We start from the raw sequence: 20391 nt of genomic DNA, 5'->3' as shown, positions 1-20391 counted from the left end.
ATCGGGCGTATCGTCAGCTCCATGAACGCAGTCATCAGCACCCGCGGCCTCGTGAAGCGGTTCGGGCGCACCACGGCTCTCGACGGACTCGACCTCGAGGTCGCCGCCGGCGAGGTGCACGGATTCCTCGGCCCCAACGGCGCCGGGAAGTCCACCACCATCCGCATCCTGCTCGGACTCGCGCGCGCCTCCGGCGGCGAGGCCACGCTCTTCGGACGCGACCCGTGGACCGACGCGGCCGACCTGCACACGCGCGTCGCGTACGTGCCCGGCGACGTCGCGATCTGGCCGAACTTCACCGGCGGCGAGGCGATCGACCTGCTCACGCGCCTGCGCGGCGGCATGGCCGACAAGGCCGCGTACCGCGAGCGCAAGCAGCGCCTGCTCGAGGCCTTCCAGCTCGACCCGCGCAAGAAGGGCCGCGCATACTCGAAGGGCAACCGGCAGAAGGTCGCGCTCGTCGCCGCCTTCGCGACGCCCGCCGAGCTGTACGTGCTCGATGAGCCGACGAGCGGCCTCGACCCGCTCATGGAGCAGGTGTTCAACCACGAGATCGACCGCGTCGCGCGCGATGGCGCAACGGTGCTGCTGTCGAGCCACATCCTCTCCGAGGTCGAGGCCCTGTGCGACCGGGTGACGATCATCCGCGCCGGCAAGACCGTCGAGAGCGGCACGCTCGCCCAGCTCCGGCACCTCACCCGGACCGAGATCGCGTTCGTGCACGACCCGGCCAAGGAGGCCCTGGTCACGGCGCTCCCCGACATCCACGACCTCGTGATCGACGAGGGGCGCGTGCGGTTCACGGTCGACAGCGACCGCGTGTCCGACTTCCTGCCCGACCTCGGCCGGCTCAGCGTGCAGGGCCTCACGGTCGCGCCGCCGTCGCTCGAGGACCTGTTCCTCCGCCACTACGGCGACGAGGTCGCCCCCGTCCAGGAGGAGGCGCGGGCGTGACCACCCTCCTCGTGCTGCTCCGGCAGCGTCTGCGTCGCGACCGCCTGCAGCTGGCCTTCTGGATCATCGGCACCGCGGTGCTCGCCTACTCGTCGATGTCCGCCGTCTTCACCACCTACGGCGACGTGCAGGACCGCAAGGAGATCCTCGGCGTCGCGATCGCGACGCGGACCATCCTCGTGTTCCGAGGCACGCCGAACGGCGTGGACGACGGGGCATTCGCGTTCTTCCTGCTGTTCGCCTTCCTGGCCGTCATGGGCGGGCTGATGAGCACCTTCCTCGCGGTGCGCCACACCCGGAAGGAAGAGGAGGAGGGCCGCGCCGAGGGCGTCGCCGCGACCCCGGCCGGACGCAACCTGCCGATGACCGCGACCGTCATCCACGGCGTGCTCGCGAACGTCGCATTCGGCCTGCTCATCGCGCTCGCGCTCATGGCGAGCGGCCTGGACGCGTCCGGATGTCTCGTGTGGGGCGCCGCGCTCACGGTGTGCGGCATCGCGTTCCTCGCCTTCGGCCTGTTCGCCGCGCAGTTGTTCCGGACCTCGCGGGCGGCGAACAGCCTCTCGGTCGCGTTCGTGCTCGCGGCGTACCTGCTGCGCGGCATCGGCGACGCGGCCGGGACGCCGTCGGCGGACCTCCTGCACGTCACGCCCGCGTGGCCGAGCTGGCTGTCGCCGATGGGCTACGGACAGTTCACCGGTGCCTTCGTCGAGAACGACCTGACGCCGCTGCTCATCCCGCTGGCGTTCGCCGCCGCGCTCATCGGCGTGGTGTTCGCCCTGCAGGCGGTCCGCGACCAGGGCGCGAGCCTGATCGCCGGCCGGGCAGGCCGCGCCACCGCCGGACCGGTGCTGTCGAGCTCCTTCGGGCTGGCCTGGCGGTTGAACACGTCGATCCTGCTGTCGTGGACCGCCGGCGGCATCGCCACGGGCCTGCTCGCGACCTCGCTCTCGTCGGTGGTGAACCAGGCCGCGACGGACGCGCCGCAGGTCCTCGAGACCCTGCGTCGCGCGATCGGCAGCGAGGCATCCATCGAGGAGGCGTTCGTGGCGGTCTTCTACCTGATCGTCGGGATCCTCGCCGCCTGCTGCGCCGTCCAGGTGGGCATCCGCGCCCGCCAGGAGGAGGCCCACGGCACCGCCGAACTCGTGCTCGGCACGCCCGTGCCGAAGATCCGCTGGCTGCTCGAGTACTGGATCGTCGGCACCATCGTGATCGTCGTCGTGCTCGCGGCCTCCGCACTCGCGGGGATCGCCGGCGCCGGCAATGCGGCCGATCCGGAGTCGCTCATCCCGAACGTGCTGCAGGCCGCGCTGGCCCAACTGCCGGCCTGCCTCCTGTTCCTCGGCATCACGCTGCTCGTGTTCGCCTACGCGCCGCGCGCGACGATCGCCGTCGGCTGGACCGTGGTCGGGGTCGCCGCGATCCTCGGCGTCTGGGGGCCGATCCTGCAGTTCCCGGACTGGCTCGTCAAGCTGTCTCCGTTCGCCCACACGCCGGTCCCGGCCGGCGGGGACACGGACTGGACCGGCGGGATCTGGATGCTCGTCATCGCCCTCGCGGCCGGCGCGCTCGCGGTGTGGTCGATGCGCCGCCGCGAGCTCGCGTCGGGCGGGTGAGCCGCGAGTCGATGGGAGACTGATCGGATGCCTCGCGACGAGCAGGGCCTGCGGGCCGCGGTCGACCAGTCGGCCGCGGTCCTCACGGCGGCCGGATTCCCACGCATGCCCGCACGCGTCCTGATGGCACTGCTCGTCGAGGACGGCGGGCTCACCGCGAGCGAGCTCGGCGACCGGCTCGGGGTGAGCGCCGCGGCGATCTCCGGCGCGGTCCGCTACCTCGAGCAGATCGGCATCCTGCATCGGGTCCCGCAGGCGGGGAGCCGCCGGGACCGCTGGGAGTTCCTCGACGACGCCTGGTACTCGGCGCTCGTGTCGAAGAGCCCCGTGTACGGCGTCATCGCCGACCTCGGCGAGCGCGCCGCCGACGCGATCGGCGACGACGCGCACCCCGGCGCCCGTCGGGCGCGCGAGATGGCCCGGTTCTACCGGTTCGTCGACAGCCGGATGCCGGAGCTCCTGCGCGAGTGGGAGGCGCTCCGGGAGGCCCCGGCGGGGTGACCGGGCGGCCGGTCGGCGACGCCGGTCAGCTCGCCGTGAGGCTGATCACGAGCGACACGACGAGCGAGACGACGCCGATCCCGAGCAGCAGGAGCGCGATCATCCACCACACGCGCAGCGCGTGGCTGCGTCGCTCGAAGCGGATCCTGCCGCCGGTGTTCGTCCACGCCACGGCCTCGTCGGGGTCGCCGAGCGCCCCGTGCTCGTGCTCGCTCAGCTCGTGTTCGTGCATGCCCTCCGAGTCGAGCCAGCGGACGACGGCCCCGCGCTCGTCGTCGTCGACGACGACGACCGACGTCTCGGCCCAGCCGTTGTCGGCCGCGTGCACGACGAGTGCGACCGCGAGCGCGACGATGCCGCCGGCGACGCCGACCCACCCGATGATCTCCAGCGCGAGATTCGCGACCTCCAGGCCATCCACGTTGCGAGCGTAGCGGGCGATCGGAACCGGGCGCGGGCACGCCGCCGGGGCCGCCGGTGGTCGAGCACCCCCGGTGGTCGAGTAGCGCCCGAGCGCAGCGAGGACGCGTATCGAGACCAGCGAGCGCAGGTCTCGATACGGCTGCTCCTCCGTCGCCGCCTACTCGACCACCGGCCCCGCCGTCAGCACCCCGTCGGGATCCGCACGGCACCCGTTAGGGAACCGTGAGGACCGGCCACAGGGCATCCTTCCCGGTGTTGCATCGAGCACGCAGCACGGAACTGCTGCCCGCCTGCCGCGTCCGTGGCCGCGGAACCCCGTCCTTGGAGCGTCCTCGTGCTCGATCTCCTCTACATCGGCGCCGCGATCGCGGTGTTCGTCGTCGTCGGCCGCATCGCGAAGGGGGTCGAGCGGCTGGGCCCACCCGCCGGAGGCCGCACGACCCGCGAAGCGATGCATGGGGAGGAGCGGGGATGATCGTCTTCGAGCTTCTCGCCGCCGTGCTGGGCGTCGCCGCCGTCGCGTACCTCGTGGTCGCCCTGATCGATCCGGAGCGGTTCTGATGGCCGCGCTCTTCGCCGTCTTCCAGGCGTCGACCCTCGCCCTGCTCGTCGCGCTGATGTACCGGCCGCTCGGCGACTACATGGCGCACGTCTACACGTCGCGCAGGGACTGGCGGATCGAGCGCGGGCTGTACCGGATCGTCGGCATCGACCCGCGTACCGAGCAGTCGTGGCCCGCGTACCTCCGGGGCGTGCTCGCGTTCAGCCTCGTCGGGGTCCTCTTCGTCTACGTGCTCCAGCGCACCCAGCAGTGGCTGCCGTACTCGCTCGGGCTGCCGGCGGTGCCCGAGGGCCTCTCGTTCAACACCGCCGTGTCGTTCGTCACGAACACGAATTGGCAGTCGTACTCGCCCGAGCTCACGCTGGGCTACACCGTGCAGCTCGCGGGGCTCGCGGTGCAGAACTTCGTCTCCGCCGCAGTCGGCATCGCCGTCGCCATCGCACTCGTCCGCGGGTTCGCCCGGCGCCGCTCGGGCACGATCGGCAACTTCTGGGTCGACCTCTTCCGAGGGTCGTTCCGGCTGCTGCTCCCCCTCGCGTTCCTGAGCGCGATCGTGCTGATCGTGGGCGGGGTCATCCAGAACTTCAACGGGTTCACCGAGGTGACGACCCTCGCCGGCGACACGCAGCACCTTCCGGGCGGCCCGGTCGCCTCGCAGGAGGCGATCAAGGAGCTCGGCACGAACGGCGGCGGCTTCTTCAACGCGAACTCCGCCCACCCGTTCGAGAACCCGGCAGCCTGGACGAGCCTCTTCCAGAACGTCCTCATGCTCGCGATCCCATTCGCCCTCCCCCGCACGTTCGGTCGCATGGTCGGCTCGAACAGGCAGGGCACCGCGATCCTCGCGGTCATGGCGTCGTTGTTCGTCCTGTCGCTCGTCGCGGTGAGCTGGCTCGAGGCGGCCGGCAACGGGACGGCGCCCCAGCTCGCGGGGGCCGCCATGGAGGGCAAGGAACTGCGCTTCGGCATCTTCGGCACGGCCCTGTTCGGCTCCACGTCGACCCTGACCTCGACGGGCGCGGTGAACGGCATGTTCGACTCCTACACCGCGCTCGGCGGCATGCTGCCGATGCTCAACATGATGCTCGGCGAGGTCGCGCCGGGCGGCGTCGGCTCGGGCCTGTACGGCATGCTCGTGCTCGCGGTCATCGCGGTGTTCATCGCCGGGCTCCTGGTCGGCCGGACGCCCGAGTACCTCGGCAAGAAGATCGGCCCACGCGAGATCAAGCTCGCGAGCCTCTCCATCCTCGTCACACCGATGCTCGTGCTCGCCGGGACCGCCCTGAGCTTCGCCATCCCGGTCGTCCGCGCGGACGTCGAGTCCACGTCGATCTGGAACCCGGGAGTGCACGGCATGTCCGAGGTGCTCTACGCCTTCACCTCGGCGTCGAACAACAACGGCTCCGCGTTCGCGGGCCTGACGGCGAACACGCCGTGGTTCAACACGGCGCTCGGCGTCGCGATGCTGTTCGGCCGGTTCATCCCGATCGTGCTCGTGCTCGCCCTCGCCGGCAGCCTCGCGGCGCAGGACAAGGCGCCGACGACCGCCGGCACGCTCCCCACCCACCGTCCCCAGTTCGTCGGCCTCCTCGTCGGCGTCACGGTGATCGTCACCGCACTCACCTATTTCCCCGTTCTCACGCTGGGTCCCCTGGCGGAAGGGCTGAGCTGATCCATGTCGACGTCGTCCACACACGCACCCACCCCCGCTGCCGGCGCACCCGCCGAGGAGCACCGCCCGCACCGGCATCCGAACCCCCGGACGCCGTTCGGCCCGCGGCAGCTCGTCGCGGCACTGCCGACCGCGCTGCGCAAGCTGAACCCCCGCGACATGTGGCGCAACCCGGTGATGTTCATCGTCGAGGCGGGCGCGACGCTGACGACCGCGATCGCGATCGCGGAGCCGTTCCTCGGCGGTCCGACCGCCTCGGGCGGCTCCGAGGTGCCCTCGAGCTTCACCTGGGCCATCGCCGCCTGGCTCTGGCTCACCGTGGTCTTCGCGAACCTCGCCGAGGCTGTCGCCGAGGGTCGCGGCAAGGCGCAGGCCGATACCCTCCGCAAGACCCGCACGACGACGGTCGCGCACGTCGTGCAGCGGTACGACGCCTCGACCGACCCGGGCGCCGAGCATGCGAGTCTCGGCGAGGTCCCGAGCGGCGACCTGCGGCTCGGTGACGTGGTCGTCGTAACCGCCGGCCAGCCGATCCCCGGCGACGGCGACATCGTCCACGGCATCGCGTCGGTCGACGAGTCCGCCATCACGGGCGAATCGGCCCCGGTCGTGCGCGAGTCCGGTGGAGACCGGAGCGCCGTCACCGGCGGCACTCGCGTGCTGAGCGACCGGATCGTGGTCCGCATCACGTCGAAGCCGGGCGAGACCTTCGTCGACCGCATGATCGCGCTCGTCGAGGGCGCCTCGCGCCAGCGCACCCCCAATGAGATCGCACTCAACATCCTGCTCGCGTCGTTGTCGATCGTCTTCGTGGTCGTCGTCCTCACGCTCAACCCCATCGCGTCGTACGCTGCCGAGCCCGCGAGCGTGCCGGTGCTCATCGCACTGCTCGTCTGCCTCATCCCGACCACCATCGGCGCGCTCCTGTCGGCGATCGGCATCGCCGGCATGGATCGCCTGGTGCAGCAGAACGTGCTCGCGATGTCGGGCCGCGCGGTCGAGGCCGCCGGCGACGTGACGACGCTCCTGCTCGACAAGACCGGCACGATCACGCACGGCAACCGACGCGCGAGCGAGTTCATCCCGTTCTCCGGCGTGGACGCGCAGCAGTTCGTCCGCGCCGCGGCACTGGCCTCGCTGGCGGACCCCACCCCCGAGGGCAGCTCGATCGTCGACCTGGCCGCCGAGCGCGGCGTCCGGTTCGACCGCGACGGCGAGCGGGCACCCGCCGGAGAGGTCGTGCCGTTCACGGCCCAGACCCGCATGTCGGGCGTCGACCTCGCCGACGGCTCGGTGGTCCGCAAGGGCGCCGGATCCGCGGTGATCGCCTGGGTGGAGGAGTCGGTCCCGCTCCCGTCGAGCATCCACGACGAACTGCGGGAGCGCGTCGACGCGATCTCGAGGAGCGGCGGGACCCCGCTGGTCGTCGCGCTCCGCGACGCGGACGGCGCCGCCCGCGTGCTCGGGGTCGTGCACCTCAAGGACATCGTGAAGGCCGGCCTCACCGAACGCTTCGCCGAGCTCCGGGCCATGGGCATCCGCACCGTGATGATCACCGGCGACAATCCCCTCACCGCGGCGGCGATCGCGAGGGAGGCGGGCGTCGACGACTACCTCGCCGAGGCCACGCCGGAGGACAAGCTCGCGCTGATCCGGCGCGAGCAGGAGGGCGGGAACCTGGTCGCGATGACCGGCGACGGCACGAACGACGCCCCGGCGCTCGCGCAGGCGGATGTCGGCGTCGCGATGAACACGGGCACGTCGGCGGCCAAGGAGGCCGGCAACATGGTCGACCTCGACTCCGACCCGACGAAGCTCATCGACATCGTGCGCATCGGCAAGCAGCTGCTCATCACGCGCGGCGCGCTCACCACGTTCTCCATCGCCAACGACGTCGCGAAGTACTTCGCGATCATCCCGGCGATGTTCGCGGGCGTCTTCCCGGGCCTGGCCGTGCTGAACGTCATGCACCTGCACTCGCCCGCGTCGGCCGTGCTGTCGGCGATCGTCTTCAACGCGGTCATCATCGTGATCCTGATCCCGCTCGCCCTCCGGGGCGTGAAGGTCACGGCGCGCGACGCGTCGAAGACCCTGTCGCGCAACCTCCTCGTCTACGGCCTCGGCGGCGTCATCGCCCCGTTCATCGGCATCTGGCTGATCGATCTGGTCGTCCGACTGATCCCCGGCTTCTGATCCGGCCGCTCGCCTCGGCGATTCTCGAAAGGAACCCCAGCAAATGTCCTCCACCAGGCAGGCCGCGCGAACCCACGCGGTCGCCGTGCGCGCCATGCTCATCTTCACGCTGGTCCTCGGCGTCGCGTACACCCTCGTCGTGACTGCGATCGGCCAGCTCGCCCTCCCCGCCCAGGCGAACGGATCGGTCATCCGGAATTCAGCGGGCGCGGTCGTCGGCTCCTCCCTCATCGGCCAGTCCTTCGCCGACGCCGACGGCGCCCCCCGGCCCGAGTGGTTCCAGTCGCGACCGTCGGCCGCGGGCGACGGCTACGACGCGGGCGCCTCGAGCGGCAGCAACCTCGGCCCCGAGAACGCCGACCTGATCGCGGCGATCACCGAACGCGAACGCGCGGTCGCCGAGGCGAACGGCGTCGACGAGGCGGATGTCCCCGCCGACGCCGTGACGGCCTCCGGGTCGGGACTCGACCCGCACATCAGCCCGGAGTACGCGTTGCTGCAGGTGCGCCGTGTCGCCGCAGCCCGGGGACTCGCCGAGGCTGACGTGCGCGAACTGGTCGAGTCCCACGTCCGGCAGCCGGACCTCGGGTACCTGGGCGGGGAGACCGTCGACGTGCTCGAACTCAACCTCGCGCTCGCGACGCTCGCCGGCGAGTAGCCGGCGAGATGGAAGACTGACCGTCATGAGCAGGGGGCGACTCCGGGTCCTCCTCGGCGCCGCCCCCGGCGTCGGCAAGACCTACACCATGCTCGAGGAGGGGCGGCGGCTCGCGGCCGAGGGTCGCGAGGTCGTCGTCGCCCTCGTCGAGACCCACGGGCGCGCCGCGACGGCGGCGATGGTCGACGGACTCGAGGTCGTCCCACGGCGGCACGAGGAGCACCGCGGCCTCGCGCTCGAGGAGATGGACACGGCTGCCGTCCTCGCCCGGGGCCCCGAGATCGCCCTCGTCGACGAGCTCGCCCACACGAACGCACCGGGCTCGCAGCACGCGAAACGCTGGCAGGACGTCCGGGACCTGCTCGATGCCGGCATCGACGTGATCTCGACCGTGAACGCGCAGCACATCGAGTCCCTGGCCGACGTGGTGCTCGAGATCACCGGGGCTCCGCAGCGCGAGACGATTCCCGACTCGGTGCTCCGCGCCGCCGACCAGGTCGAACTCGTCGATCTCGCACCGCAGGCGCTGCGCGATCGGCTCGCGGGCGGCCTGATCTACCCGGCGGAGCGGATCGACGCCTCCCTGTCGAACTTCTTCCGCCTCGGCAACCTCACCGCGCTCCGCGAGCTCGCGCTGCTGTGGCTGGCCGACGAGGTCGAGCAGGCCCTCAAGGCGTACCGGGCCCAGCACGGGATCACCGGCAAGTGGGAGGCGCGCGAGCGCGTCGTCGTCGCCCTCACCGGCGGCCCGGAGGGCGAGACCCTGCTTCGCCGCGGCGCCCGCATCGCCGCACGGTCCTCGGGCGGCGAGCTGCTCGCCGTGCATGTCACGAACCCGGACGGGCTGCGAGCGAGGCATCCGGGCGCCCTGTCCTCGCAGCGCACGCTCGTGGAGCAGCTCGGCGGCACGTTCCACCAGGTCGTCGGAGAGGACGTGCCGCGAGCCCTCGTCGAGTTCGCGAAGGCGTCGGATGCCACCCAGCTCGTGATCGGGGTGAGCCGCCGGTCACGGCTCTCGGCGGCGTTCACCCGTCCCGGCATCGGCGCCACCGTGATCCGCGAGTCGGGCGACATCGACGTGCACATCGTCACGCACGCCGCGGCGGGGGGCGCCTTCTCGCTGCCCCCGCTGGGCGGGGCGCTGTCGGTGCGGCGGCAGCTCGCAGGCTTCGCGATCTCGCTCGTCGTCGGCCCGGTGCTCAGCTGGATCCTCCTCGGTTGGCATGTCGACACGTCGCTCACGAGCGAGGTGCTCGCCTACCAGCTGCTCGTCATCGTCGTCGCGCTCGTCGGCGGCATCTGGCCCGCGCTGTTCACCGCCGTCCTGTCGGGGCTCACGCTGAACCTCCTGTTCGTCGATCCGACCGGCACACTCACCATCGCGGAGCCCCGCAACCTTCTGGCGCTCGTCCTCTACGTGGTGAGCGCCATGCTCGTCAGCTACGTCGTCGACCAGGCCGCCCGACGCACTCGGGCCGCCGAGCGCTCGGCCGCCGAGTCGCAGCTCCTCGCCGGCGTCGCCGGCTCGGTGCTCCGCGGCGACGATGCGCTGCAGGCCATGGTCACGCGGACGCGAGAGGCGTTCGGGCTGACCGGCGTCCGCCTCCTCGTGGACGGTGAGCCGCGAGTCGCCGACGGCGAGCCGTTGCCCGACGACCGGGCGACCATGGTGCCGGTGGGTCGGCGCGGCACGCTCGAACTGCACGGGCCGGACCTGGATGCCTCGGAGCGGCGACTGCTCCACGTGATCGCCGCCCAACTCGACGCGGCGATCGAGCACGGCGCGCTCGCGACCGCCGCACGTGCGGCCGACGTGCTCGCCGAGGCCGACCGGGTGCGCTCGGCGCTGCTCGCGGCGGTCGGCCACGACCTGCGTCGGCCGCTCACCTCCGCATCGGCCGCGATCAGCGCGCTCCGCGCTCCCGACCTGACCCTCCCGCCCGCCGAGCGCGCCGAGTTGCTCGACACCGCCGCGGAGAGCCTCGACGCGCTCGCCGCCCTGGTCACGAACCTGCTCGACGTGAGTCGGGTGCAGGCCGGGGTGCTCGCCGCGCGTCCGGTGCCGACCGACCTCGCCGACGTGGTGCTCCCGGCGCTCGACGAGCTCGGCCTCGGCCCCGGTGACGTGGAACTCGCCTTCGCCGACGACGTCCCGGCGGTCGCGGCCGACCCCGGGCTGCTGCAGCGCGCGGTGGTGAACCTGCTGGCGAACGCCGTGCGGCATTCGCCGTCGGGCGAGCGTGTGCGGCTCGCGACGAGCGCATTCCGCGGGCGGGCCGAGCTGCGGGTGGTCGACCGCGGCCCCGGGGTCCCGTCGGAGCGGCGCGACGACCTGTTCACGCCGTTCCAGCGGCTCGGCGACACCGACAACGAGACCGGCCTCGGGCTGGGTCTGGCGCTGTCGAAGGGATTCGTCGAGGGCATGGGGGGCACGATCGACGTGGAAGACACCCCGGGCGGCGGGCTCACCGTGGTCGTGACGCTTCCCGAGGCATCCGCCGTTCCCAGCGACCTGCCGGAGGAGGCCGACCTGTGAAGATCCTGCTCGCCGACGACGACGTCCAGCTGCAGCGGGCGCTGCGGATCACGCTCGCCGCACGGGGCTACGACGTCGTGCAGGCCCACGACGGCGCCGAGGCGATCGACCTCGCGGTGAGTTCGCACCCCGACCTCGTGCTGCTCGACCTGGGGATGCCGCGGGTCGACGGGATGGACGTGATCCGCGCGGTGCGGGCCTGGAGCGACGTCCCGATCCTCGTGCTCTCGGGCCGCACCGACTCGGCCGAGAAGGTCGAGGCGCTCGACGCCGGCGCCGATGACTATGTGACCAAGCCGTTCGCCATGGACGAGCTGCTCGCGCGCATTCGCGCCCGCTCTCGTCGACCGCAGGGAGAGGAGGACGCCGCGTCGACCCGCGTCGGCGACCTCGTGGTCGACCTCGCCGCGAAGACGATCCGCCGCGAGGGCGGCGGCGTCGCGGTGAAGCTCACACCGACCGAGTGGCGGCTGCTCGAGCTGTTCCTGCGGAACCCGGGCAAGCTGCTGACGCGCCAGATGCTGTTGTCGGACGTGTGGGGCCCGTACCACCGCAACGACGCCGGCTACCTGCGGCTGTACGTCGGGCAACTGCGCCGCAAGCTCGAGCCGGTGCCCGCTGCGCCGCGATTCTTCCTGAACGAGCCCGGCCTCGGCTATCGCTTCGAGCCTGGCGGCAGCGCCCCGGCGGTCGAGGTGCGGCCGAGCCCCCCGGTGGCCGAGTAGTGCCCGAGCCCCCGGTGACCGAGGTGCGCCCGAGCCCCCGGTGGTCGAGGTGCGCCCGAGCCCCCCGGTGGTCGAGGTGCGCCCGAGCCCCCGGTGGTCGAGTAGCGCCCGAGCGTAGCGAGGACGCGTATCGAGACCAGCGCGCGCAGGTCTCGATACGGCGGCTCCTGCGTCGCGGCCAACTCGACCACCGGCACCGCCGTCCCCCGCCGCGGCCTCCTCGACCACCGGCACCGCCGTCCCCCGTCGCGGCCTACTCGACCACCGGCACCGCCGTCCCCCGTCGCGGCCTACTCGACCACCGGGGTCGCGCCGGCCCGCGCCAGGCAGAACCGGCGCACCGGCTCGGTGGGCACCAGCGCGGCGAGCTCGGCATACTGCGCGGATGCCTCGGCCCGACGCCCCGTTCGCCAGGCGAGGTCGGCGAGCGCGAGCCGAGCGTCGATCGCGGCGTACGGCGCCGAGCCCTCGGCGAGCGCGCGGAGCTCCCGCTCGACGTGCCGGAGCCGGGTGGTGCGCTCCCCCGACGGCGGTGCGAGCAGGGCGCGATGCAGTTCGGCGGCGAGCCGGGCGACCGTGACCGATGGGGCGCCCCAAACGCGTTCGAGCGCCCGGTAGAAGTCGACGACGCGATCCCAGTCCGTCGCGGCGAAGCTCGGCGCCGAGCTGTGCAACCCGGCGATGGCCGCCTCGAGCACGAATCGTCCGTCGCCGTGCGCGGCGGCCGCCGCCGCGTCGTCGAGGCCGGCCTCGATGAGCCGACGGTCCCACCGACGCCGGTCGACCTCGTCGAGCGGCACCGCAGTGCCGTCCGCGTCGAGCCGACCGGGCCGACGCGCGAGGCCGAGCCGGATCACCGCGCGGAGCCCGCGGACCTCGGGGTCGTCGGGGTACTCGGCCACGAGCGCGTCGGCGATCGACAGCGCCTGCCGGCCGAGGTCGTCGAACGGGGTCTGCGGGTCGAGCACGTCGCGGTGCGCGACCGTGAACATGCCGGCGACGCTCGCGAGCACGACGGGCAGCCGCACCCGCCGCTCGGGCGCCTCGGGCACGTGGAACCGCCCACGCGCCTCGGCGAGCGCGCGCTTCGCGCGCGTGAGGCGGGCGGCCGCGGCGGTCGGCTGGATGCCGAGGTGCGCCGCGATGCGCGGCACGTCGAGCCCGCACACGAGCCGGAGCGCGAGCACGAGCCGCGCCTGCTCGGTGAGCGCCGGGTCGCAGGCGACGAACAGCAGCGCGAGCCGGTCGTCGAGGCCGCCGCCGATCGGCACGCCGTCGACCGAGGATGCCCCGCCCGGGCATCCTCGTCGCTCGCGATCGCGAGCTCCGCCGTCGCGAGCTCCGCCGCCATCCGCTGCGCGTGCCGCTGCTCGGTGGCCGCGCGCCGCCGGTCGTCGACCCAGGCGCGCTTGCCGACCGCGATGCACCACGCGGCGAGCGAGCCGAGCGGCGGGCCGTCGTCGGCCCGGGCGACGGCCCGCGCGACGGCCTCGGCCGCGTACTCCTGCGCGTCGTCGACGCTGCCCGTCCAGGCGGCGAGTGCGCGCACGATCCGCGGCCAGGCGTCGACGAAGTCCTCGCCGAGGCCGGCGACCGACTCGCTCACGAGATCGGGAACACCTTGCGCCACTCGATGTGCCCGCCCGTGGGGACGAGCGCCGCGATCCGCCGGGCGAGCGCCTCGTCGTCGGTCTCGACGACGTAGTAGCCCGATACCACCTCGGTCGTGTCGGGGTACGGCCCGTCCGAGTAGACCGCGTCGTCGAGGGCTCGGTCGCCCGCGCCGGGCGTGACCCGCCCGCCGTGTCGCGCGTTCTGCAGCGCGACGCCGCCGACGATGCGCGCGCCGAGCTCGACGACGGCCTCCTGGAACGCCTTGTGGGCGGGGAAGTTGTTCTCGGGGTCGCCGCCCGGCACGCCGCCGCCCCCGGCGAGGAACGCGTCCGAGTCCCAGTCGGGCTCGTGGATGAGGTACAGGTACTGGTCGGTCATGGCGTCTCCTTCGTCGTCGCCCTCGTCGGGCCCGTGACGACCTTCGTCACACCATGGTGACGAGATCGGACGCTCGAAATCGACATCCCGCGCGAAACGCGTCGACGACGCTCCCTCGCCGAAGCCTCAGTCGCCGAGCGCCGCCAGCCGGGCGCGCCAGTGCTCGGCGGTCGACCCGTCGAATGGCGCGACCGAGGCGAGCACGGCCGCGAGCACGTCCGCGGCATCCGCCTCGACCTGCCCGGCGACCTCGTCGGGGTACCCGAGCGTCACGCGGTGCTCGGCGAACTCGTCCTCGTCGTCGATGTACGCCGGCCGCCCATCGCGGAGCACCACGTCGAGGTCGAGGTCGTGCATCGAGACGGTGTATCCGCCGTCGTCGTCGGCGCGCCACTCGGGCCGCGACGACAGGTCGACGTAGATCGGCGTGTGGTACCCGTCGAAGTTGAAGCCCGGAGTCCAGCCGGCGTCGGGGAAGAGCCCGACCGAGGTCCACCCGGCCTCGAACATGCGGCCCGGCCGTTCGTAGCGGGTTCCCGACGGGTATCCGACCCACTCGCCGAACCCGTCGCGACCGAGCCAGACGCCGTCGTACGTCCAGTGCGGCGTGCCGTCCCACTTGGTGTAGCGGACGCGGACGAGGGTGCCGGGCACGCTCGGGCGCCCGTCGGGGGACGTGGGCATGGGGCGATCCTACGCCCGGGTCCGGAGGGGTCCGCCGCTCGCGCAGAGAACGCCGCCTACCCTTGTCTCGTGGACTGCGCGTACTTCGACGCCGGCGTGTGCCGGTCGTGCTCGCTCATGGGCGAGCCGTACGCGACCCAGCTCGCGGGCAAGCAGCGGCACGCCGAGGCGCTCCTCGCGCCGTTCGGCGTCGGCCGCTGGCTCCCGCCGGTCGCGAGCGGCGAGCGCGACTACCGCAACAAGGCGAAGATGGTCGTCGGCGGCACCGTGGACGCGCCGACCATCGGCATCCTCGACGCCGACGGGTACGGGGTCGACCTCGAGGCGTGCGGCATCTGCTCGCCCGGCCACCGCGCCGCCTTCCCGGTGCTCGCACGGTTCATCTCGCTCGCGCGCATCGCGCCGTACGACGTCGCGCGACGCACGGGCGAGCTCAAGCACCTCATCGTGACCGAGTCGCCCGACGGCGAGCTCATGGTCCGGTTCGTGCTGCGCTCGACCGAGCCGGTCGGCCGCCTGCGCAAGCACCTGCCGACGCTGCTCGCCGAGCTCCCGCAGGCCAGGGTCGTGACCGCGAACATCCTGCCCGAGCACAAGGCGGTGCTCGAGGGCGAGCAGGAGCTCGTGCTCACCGAGCACCAGACGCTCCCGATGCGCCTCAACGACGTGACCATGCACCTGCGCCCGCAGAGCTTCTTCCAGACCAACACGGCGATCGCCGAGGCGCTCTACGCCGAGGCCCGCGACTGGATCCGCGAGCTCGCACCCGATCGCGCGTGGGACCTGTACTCGGGCGTCGGCGGCTTCGCGCTCCACCTCGCGACGCCGACGGATGCCTCGGGCGAGGATGCCCCGGACCGGGGCGTCCCCGGCCCCATCGTGACCGGCATCGAGACGAGCGTCGAGGCCGTGGCCTCGGCGGAGCTCAGCCGATCGGATGCCGCGCTCGCGCGCGTGCGGTTCGCCGCCGGCGACGCGACCGCGTTCGCGCTCGGGGCGGCGCCCGCCGACGTGCCGGACCTCGTCGTCGTCAACCCGCCGCGCCGCGGCATCGGGCCCGAGCTCGCACGCTGGCTCGAGGCATCCGACGTGTCGCACGTGCTCTACTCGAGCTGCAACGCGGCCTCGCTCGCACGCGACCTGGCGGCGATGCCGTCGCTGCGGCCCGTGCAGGCGCGCGTGTTCGACATGTTCCCGCAGACGACGCACTTCGAGGTCATGGCCCTCCTCGCCCGCTGACCGCGCGGCGCCCGCTCCCGGCGGTCGAGATGCCTCACGCCCCCGCGCTCACGCCCCCGCGGCGAGCTCCTTCGCCCGCGCGAGCGCGGCCTGCGTCGCACGGTCGAACGTCTGCTTGAGGGATGCCTCGTCGAGCACCGCGATCGCGCGCTCGGTCGTGCCCTTCGGGCTCGTCACCCGTCGGCGGAGCTCGGCCGGCTCCTCCCCCGACGCCGCCAGCAGCTCGGATGCCCCGCGGAACGTCCCCTGCACCATGATCGCGGCCTCCTCGGGCGTGAACCCGAGGTCGATCGCCGTCGCGGTCAACTGCTCGATCAGGAGGAACACGTACGCCGGACCCGAGCCCGAGATCGTCGACAGCGCATCGAGCTGCGACTCGGGCACCACGAGCACCTGCCCGACCGTGCCGAACAGCGCCGTCACGAGCTCGAGGTCGCCGTCGGTCGAACGCGTGCCCGCCGAGACCCCGGTGACGGCCCGCCCGACGACCGCGGGCGTGTTCGGCATGGTCCGGACGACCGAGACGTGCTCGGGCAGGATCGACTCGAACGTCGCCACCGTGACCCCGGCAGCCACGCTCACCACGACCGCGCCGGGTTCGAGCGCATCGGCGATCTCGTGCAGCAGGTCGGGCACCATCGCGGGCTTGACCGCGACGACCACGAGCTTCGCGCCCGCGACCGCGCGACGATTGGCCGAGGCATCCGTCTCGGTCGCGTACGCGGCCACGCCGTCGGCGGCGAGCTCGGCGGCCTTGTCGGCCGACCGGTTGGTGGCGCGGATGTCGGCCGCGTCGACCTCCGGTCGCAACAGCCCCGCGAGGATGGCACGGGCCATCGAACCCGCCCCCAGGAAGGCGATCGGGGGCACGGTCACACGGTCCTCGGCATTCATGCGACCATCCTAGGATTGCCTGCATGAGCGCATCCGGCGGTACCCGAGCCATCGTCGCGGCCTTCGCTGCGAACCTCGGCATCGCGATCACGAAGTTCATCGCGTGGGCCGTCTCCGGCTCCGCCTCGATGCTCGCCGAGGGCATCCACTCGGTCGCCGACTCGGGCAACCAGCTGCTGCTCCTGCTCGGCGGGCGCAAGGCGAAGAAGGCCGCCGACAAGGAGCATCCGTTCGGCTACGGGCGCGAGCGCTACGTCTACGCGTTCGTCGTCTCGATCATCCTGTTCTCGGTCGGCGGCGTGTTCTCCATCTACGAGGGCATCGAGAAGCTGACCCACCCGCACGAGCTCACGAACGCGTGGGTGCCGATCCTCGTGCTCCTCATCGCGGTCGTGCTCGAGTCGTTCTCGCTGCGCACGGCCATCAAGGAGTCGAACGAACACCGGCGCGGCCAGACCTGGGTGCAGTTCGTCCGCCACGCGAAGGCGCCCGAGCTGCCCGTCGTGCTCCTCGAGGACATCGCGGCCCTCACCGGCCTGCTGTTCGCGCTGCTCGGCGTCGGCCTCACGGTCCTCACGGGCGACCCGGTCTGGGACGCCATCGGCACGCTCCTGATCGGCTCGCTGCTCGTGCTCGTCGCCATCGTGCTCGGCATCGAGACGAAGAGCCTCCTCGTCGGCGAGGGCGCGAGCGACGCCGACAACACGGCGATCGAGCGCGCGATCCTCGCCGGCGACGAGGCCGAGCGGATCATCCACATGAAGACCCTCTACCTCGGGCCCGACGAACTGCTCGTCGCCGCGAAGGTCGGCTTCGCAGCCGACCGGAGGCTGCTCGAGATCTCCGCGGCGACCAACGCGATCGAGCACCGGATCCGCACGGCCGTGCCCGCCGCGCGCGTCATCTACATCGAGCCGGACATCTGGGTCGACCCGAACGCGACCGCCCCGCCCACCGACGCGATCGTCATCAAGAGCATCGACTGATGCGGGCTCTCGTCCTCCGCCACGACCCGGCGATCGGGCTCGGCAACCTCGGACCCACGCTCGTCGAGCACGGGTACGAGGTCGTGACGGTCGACACGCCCGCGACGGATGTCTCGGCGCTCGACGCGCTCGCGCCCGACCTCGTGGTCGTGCTCGGCGGCGACGAGGGCGCGTACGAGGGCGACCTCCACCCGTACATCGCGGCCGAGATCGCGTACCTGCGCGCCCGGGTCGCGGCCGAGGCGCCCGTGTTCGGCGTCTGCCTCGGCGCGCAACTGCTCGCCGAGGCGCTCGGGTCCCGGGCCTACCCTGGTCCGCGCAAGGAGGTCGGATTCCTCGAGGTGACGCCGAGCGAGGCCGGCGAGCGCTCCCCCGTCCGCCACATGCGCGGCGTCCCGGTGGTGCAGTGGCACGGCGACACGTTCGACCTCCCCGAGGGCGCGACGCTGCTCGCGAGCTCGCCCCAGTACCCGAACCAGGCGTACGCGATCGGCGACTGGCTGCTCGCGGTGCAGTTCCATCCCGAGCTCACGGACGACATGCACGAGGACTGGGTCGTCCGCTGGGGCGACGAACTGCCCGAGTACGGCCACACGCGCGACTCGCTCCGCGCGGACCGCGCGCGCTACTCCGCGCCGATGCAGGATGCCTCGCGCCGCCTCCTCGGCGAGTACCTGTCGGGTCTCGCCGCCGCCCACCGCGCCGCCTGACCGCCGCGCGCGGCCCCTCGCCGGTGGTCGAGTAGCGCCGGCGCGAAGCGACGACGCGTATCGAGACCACGCGCCCACCCGGTGATCGAGCAGCACCGCACCGGTGGTCGAGTAGCGCCGGCGCGAAGCGACGACGCGTATCGAGACCACGCCCACCGACGTACCTGTGGACAGCCGCGTCATCCCGCTCCGCAACGACGCATGCTGACGTGATGCCCTACATGTACATCCTCGGCTGCGCCGATGGCACGACCTACGTCGGGAGCACGATCGACCTCGAACGCCGCCTCGCCGAGCATGATGCAGGCGTCGCCGCCCAGTACACGCGACATCGGCGACCGATCCGGCTCCTGTACGTCGAGGAGTTTGCGCGGATCGACGACGCATTCGCCCGCGAGAAGCAGGTGCAGGGCTGGAGCCGCGCGAAGCGCGCGGCGTTGATCGACGGTCGGGTGGCAGAGCTCCCGGCGCTGGCGCAGAAGCGCGTGGCTCGCGTGGAGGTGTTCACGGGGCGGGATCGCGGCGAGGGCGAGTAGACGCGGTGCGCGGCACGTGGTCTCGATACGCGTCGTCGCTCCGCGCCGGCGCTACTCGACCAACGGAAACGCCGGCGCAACGGCTCTGCTCGACCACCGAGACGCCCGCTCGATTCCGGAATCCTCGGTGGTTGCCCGGTCTCGATACGCGTCGTCGCTTCGCGCCGGCGCTACTCGACCACCGGAAACGCCGGCGCTACTCGACCACCGGACGGGTGCGGCGCTACTCGAGCACCGGAGGGGTGCGGCGGGCCTCGAAGAAGTCCACGAGGAGGGCGCCGGTCTCGTCCGCCAGGACGCCGCCGAACACCTCCGCGCGATGGTTGAGGCGGCGGTCGCGCAGCACGTCGTAGACGCTGCCGGCGGCGCCGGCCTTCTCGTCCCACGCGCCGAACACGACCGTCGGGATCCGGGCGGCGAGGATCGCCCCGGCGCACATCACGCACGGCTCGAGCGTGACGACGAGCGTGCAGTCGGGGAGCTGCCAGTCCTGCACGGCGTCGGCGGCGTCGCGGATCGCGACGACCTCGGCATGGGCGGTCGGATCGAAGCGGAGTTCGCGTTCGTTGTGCCCGCGACCGACGACCCGGCCGGAGGCGTCGAGGACGACGGCGCCGACGGGCACGTCGGCCGAAGCTGCGGCGAGGGCGGCCTCGGCGAGCGCGAGACGCATCCACTCGACGTGTTCGGGCCGCTGCACGCGCCCTCCCTTCGCCGGAACCCCCGGAATAGACTCGAGCCTATGCGAGTCCACGTTGCGGATCACCCGCTCATCACCCACAAGCTGACGGTGCTCCGCGACGAGACGACGCCGTCCCCCGTGTTCCGCGCGCTGGTACACGAGCTCATGACGCTCCTCGCGTACGAGGGCACGCGGAACGTCCGCGTCGAGCCGGTCGACATCGTCACGCCGGTCGCGCCGACCACGGGCGTGCGGATCGCCGACCCGAAGCCCCTCATCGTGCCGATCCTGCGCGCCGGCCTCGGCATGCTCGACGGCATGGTCTCCCTCCTGCCGAGTGCGGAGGTCGGCTTCCTCGGCATGGCGCGCAACGAGGAGACGCTCGAGCCGATGACGTACGCCGAGCGCCTGCCCGACGACCTGAGCGACCGGCAGTGCTTCGTGCTCGACCCCATGCTCGCGACGGGCGGGTCGCTGGCGGCCGCGATCCACTTCCTGCTCGATCGTGGGGCGACGGATGTCACGGCGATCTGCATCCTCGCCGCGCCCGAGGGCCTGCGCGCCGTCGAGGAGTCGGTCCAGGGCCGCGAGGTCACCATCGTCGTGGGCGCGGTCGACGAGCGGCTCAACGAGCACGGGTACATCGTCCCCGGCCTCGGCGACGCCGGCGACCGCCTGTACGGCACGGTATAAGCCGCGCACTCGGGTCGATCCCGTGCAGGATCTTCGGGCAGGCCCGGAGTTCGCGGGACATCCGTCGTCCAAGATTTTTTTCTGAGCCGGTTTCTCGCAGCTTCTTCGAGGGGCACCACCTGAGGCCCTGAT

The 20391-nt window shown here is 72.4% G+C and carries 21 protein-coding genes; 15 read left to right on the top strand and 6 right to left on the bottom strand.

Annotation, left to right across the window (positions count from 1 at the left end; translation table 11 throughout):
* Positions 1–21: 21 nt before the first annotated feature.
* From ACDF64_RS06625 to ACDF64_RS06615, 3 genes are read left to right on the top strand one after another with little or no spacing between them, the layout of a single operon-like run.
* Positions 22–954, top strand: coding sequence for an ATP-binding cassette domain-containing protein (locus ACDF64_RS06625; protein ID WP_394554248.1), 933 nt, complete (start codon positions 22–24; stop codon positions 952–954).
* Positions 951–2573, top strand: coding sequence for an ABC transporter permease (locus ACDF64_RS06620; RefSeq protein WP_394554246.1), 1623 nt, complete (start codon positions 951–953; stop codon positions 2571–2573). The genes ACDF64_RS06625 and ACDF64_RS06620 overlap by 4 nt, the downstream gene beginning before the upstream one ends.
* A gap of 27 nt (positions 2574–2600) precedes the next feature.
* The gene (locus ACDF64_RS06615; RefSeq protein WP_394554245.1) at positions 2601–3074 is read left to right on the top strand and encodes a GbsR/MarR family transcriptional regulator; all 474 of its coding nucleotides are present in this window, start codon (positions 2601–2603) and stop codon (positions 3072–3074) included.
* A gap of 25 nt (positions 3075–3099) precedes the next feature.
* Here the strand turns inward: ACDF64_RS06615 and ACDF64_RS06610 are convergent, their stop codons facing one another.
* The gene (locus tag ACDF64_RS06610) at positions 3100–3495 is read right to left on the bottom strand and encodes a hypothetical protein (RefSeq protein ID WP_394554243.1); all 396 of its coding nucleotides are present in this window, start codon (positions 3493–3495) and stop codon (positions 3100–3102) included.
* A 336-nt stretch (positions 3496–3831) separates the two neighbouring features.
* On the opposite strand from ACDF64_RS06610, the gene ACDF64_RS06605 reads away from it, so the two are divergent.
* From ACDF64_RS06605 to ACDF64_RS06575, 7 genes are read left to right on the top strand one after another with little or no spacing between them, the layout of a single operon-like run.
* Entirely contained in the window at positions 3832–3972 is a 141-nt protein-coding gene (locus ACDF64_RS06605; protein WP_394554242.1) for a hypothetical protein, read from the top strand.
* Positions 3969–4058 (top strand): potassium-transporting ATPase subunit F, encoded by a 90-nt coding sequence (locus ACDF64_RS06600; RefSeq protein WP_394554241.1) that lies wholly within the window; start codon positions 3969–3971, stop codon positions 4056–4058. Before ACDF64_RS06605 ends, ACDF64_RS06600 begins: the two co-directional genes overlap by 4 nt.
* The gene (kdpA, locus tag ACDF64_RS06595; RefSeq protein ID WP_394554239.1) at positions 4058–5731 is read left to right on the top strand and encodes a potassium-transporting ATPase subunit KdpA; all 1674 of its coding nucleotides are present in this window, start codon (positions 4058–4060) and stop codon (positions 5729–5731) included. Before ACDF64_RS06600 ends, kdpA begins: the two co-directional genes overlap by 1 nt.
* 3 nt (positions 5732–5734) lie before the next feature.
* Entirely contained in the window at positions 5735–7924 is a 2190-nt protein-coding gene (gene kdpB, locus ACDF64_RS06590) for a potassium-transporting ATPase subunit KdpB (RefSeq protein ID WP_394554238.1), read from the top strand.
* 43 nt (positions 7925–7967) lie between these two features.
* Positions 7968–8582 (top strand): potassium-transporting ATPase subunit KdpC, encoded by a 615-nt coding sequence (gene kdpC / locus ACDF64_RS06585; RefSeq protein ID WP_394554236.1) that lies wholly within the window; start codon positions 7968–7970, stop codon positions 8580–8582.
* A gap of 25 nt (positions 8583–8607) precedes the next feature.
* Positions 8608–11118 (top strand): ATP-binding protein, encoded by a 2511-nt coding sequence (locus tag ACDF64_RS06580; RefSeq protein WP_394554233.1) that lies wholly within the window; start codon positions 8608–8610, stop codon positions 11116–11118.
* Positions 11115–11843, top strand: coding sequence for a response regulator transcription factor (locus ACDF64_RS06575; protein WP_394554231.1), 729 nt, complete (start codon positions 11115–11117; stop codon positions 11841–11843). The genes ACDF64_RS06580 and ACDF64_RS06575 overlap by 4 nt, the downstream gene beginning before the upstream one ends.
* A gap of 290 nt (positions 11844–12133) precedes the next feature.
* Here ACDF64_RS06575 and ACDF64_RS06570 read toward each other — a convergent pair whose 3' ends face one another.
* From ACDF64_RS06570 to ACDF64_RS06560, 3 genes are all read right to left on the bottom strand, one after another.
* Positions 12134–13114 carry a DUF6596 domain-containing protein gene (locus tag ACDF64_RS06570; RefSeq protein WP_394554230.1) on the bottom strand — a complete coding sequence of 327 codons (981 nt, stop codon included), beginning with the start codon at positions 13112–13114 and terminating at the stop codon, positions 12134–12136.
* 331 nt (positions 13115–13445) lie between these two features.
* Positions 13446–13835, bottom strand: coding sequence for a YciI family protein (locus tag ACDF64_RS06565; protein ID WP_394554229.1), 390 nt, complete (start codon positions 13833–13835; stop codon positions 13446–13448).
* A gap of 126 nt (positions 13836–13961) precedes the next feature.
* Positions 13962–14519 (bottom strand): DUF402 domain-containing protein, encoded by a 558-nt coding sequence (locus tag ACDF64_RS06560; RefSeq protein WP_394554227.1) that lies wholly within the window; start codon positions 14517–14519, stop codon positions 13962–13964.
* Between the two features lie 69 nt (positions 14520–14588).
* Here ACDF64_RS06560 and rlmC point away from each other — a divergent pair, with 69 nt between their 5' ends.
* On the top strand, positions 14589–15758 hold the full coding sequence (gene rlmC / locus ACDF64_RS06555; RefSeq protein ID WP_394554226.1) for a 23S rRNA (uracil(747)-C(5))-methyltransferase RlmC: 1170 nt from the start codon (positions 14589–14591) through the stop codon (positions 15756–15758).
* 48 nt (positions 15759–15806) lie between these two features.
* Here the strand turns inward: rlmC and proC are convergent, their stop codons facing one another.
* Positions 15807–16652, bottom strand: a complete 846-nt coding sequence (gene proC, locus ACDF64_RS06550; protein ID WP_394554224.1) for a pyrroline-5-carboxylate reductase — start codon at positions 16650–16652, stop codon at positions 15807–15809.
* A gap of 23 nt (positions 16653–16675) precedes the next feature.
* Between proC and ACDF64_RS06545 the strand changes: the two genes are divergently transcribed.
* From ACDF64_RS06545 to ACDF64_RS06535, 3 genes are all read left to right on the top strand, one after another.
* Entirely contained in the window at positions 16676–17638 is a 963-nt protein-coding gene (locus ACDF64_RS06545) for a cation diffusion facilitator family transporter (RefSeq protein ID WP_394554223.1), read from the top strand.
* Positions 17638–18348, top strand: a complete 711-nt coding sequence (locus ACDF64_RS06540) for a gamma-glutamyl-gamma-aminobutyrate hydrolase family protein (RefSeq protein WP_394554222.1) — start codon at positions 17638–17640, stop codon at positions 18346–18348. The genes ACDF64_RS06545 and ACDF64_RS06540 overlap by 1 nt, the downstream gene beginning before the upstream one ends.
* Before the next feature lie 212 nt (positions 18349–18560).
* Positions 18561–18884, top strand: a complete 324-nt coding sequence (locus tag ACDF64_RS06535) for a GIY-YIG nuclease family protein (RefSeq protein WP_394554221.1) — start codon at positions 18561–18563, stop codon at positions 18882–18884.
* Positions 18885–19107: 223 nt separating this feature from the next.
* Here the strand turns inward: ACDF64_RS06535 and tadA are convergent, their stop codons facing one another.
* Entirely contained in the window at positions 19108–19584 is a 477-nt protein-coding gene (gene tadA, locus ACDF64_RS06530; protein WP_394554219.1) for a tRNA adenosine(34) deaminase TadA, read from the bottom strand.
* A 42-nt stretch (positions 19585–19626) separates the two neighbouring features.
* Here tadA and upp point away from each other — a divergent pair, with 42 nt between their 5' ends.
* Complete coding sequence (gene upp / locus ACDF64_RS06525; protein WP_394554218.1) at positions 19627–20259, top strand: uracil phosphoribosyltransferase; 633 nt, start codon at positions 19627–19629, stop codon at positions 20257–20259.
* Positions 20260–20391: the final 132 nt, after the last annotated feature.

The organism is Agromyces sp. MMS24-JH15, assembly GCF_043518605.1.
Lineage (GTDB): Bacteria > Actinomycetota > Actinomycetes > Actinomycetales > Microbacteriaceae > Agromyces.
Note: the sequence above shows the minus strand (reverse complement) of the source record. Positions and strands in the feature narration are given on the sequence as shown.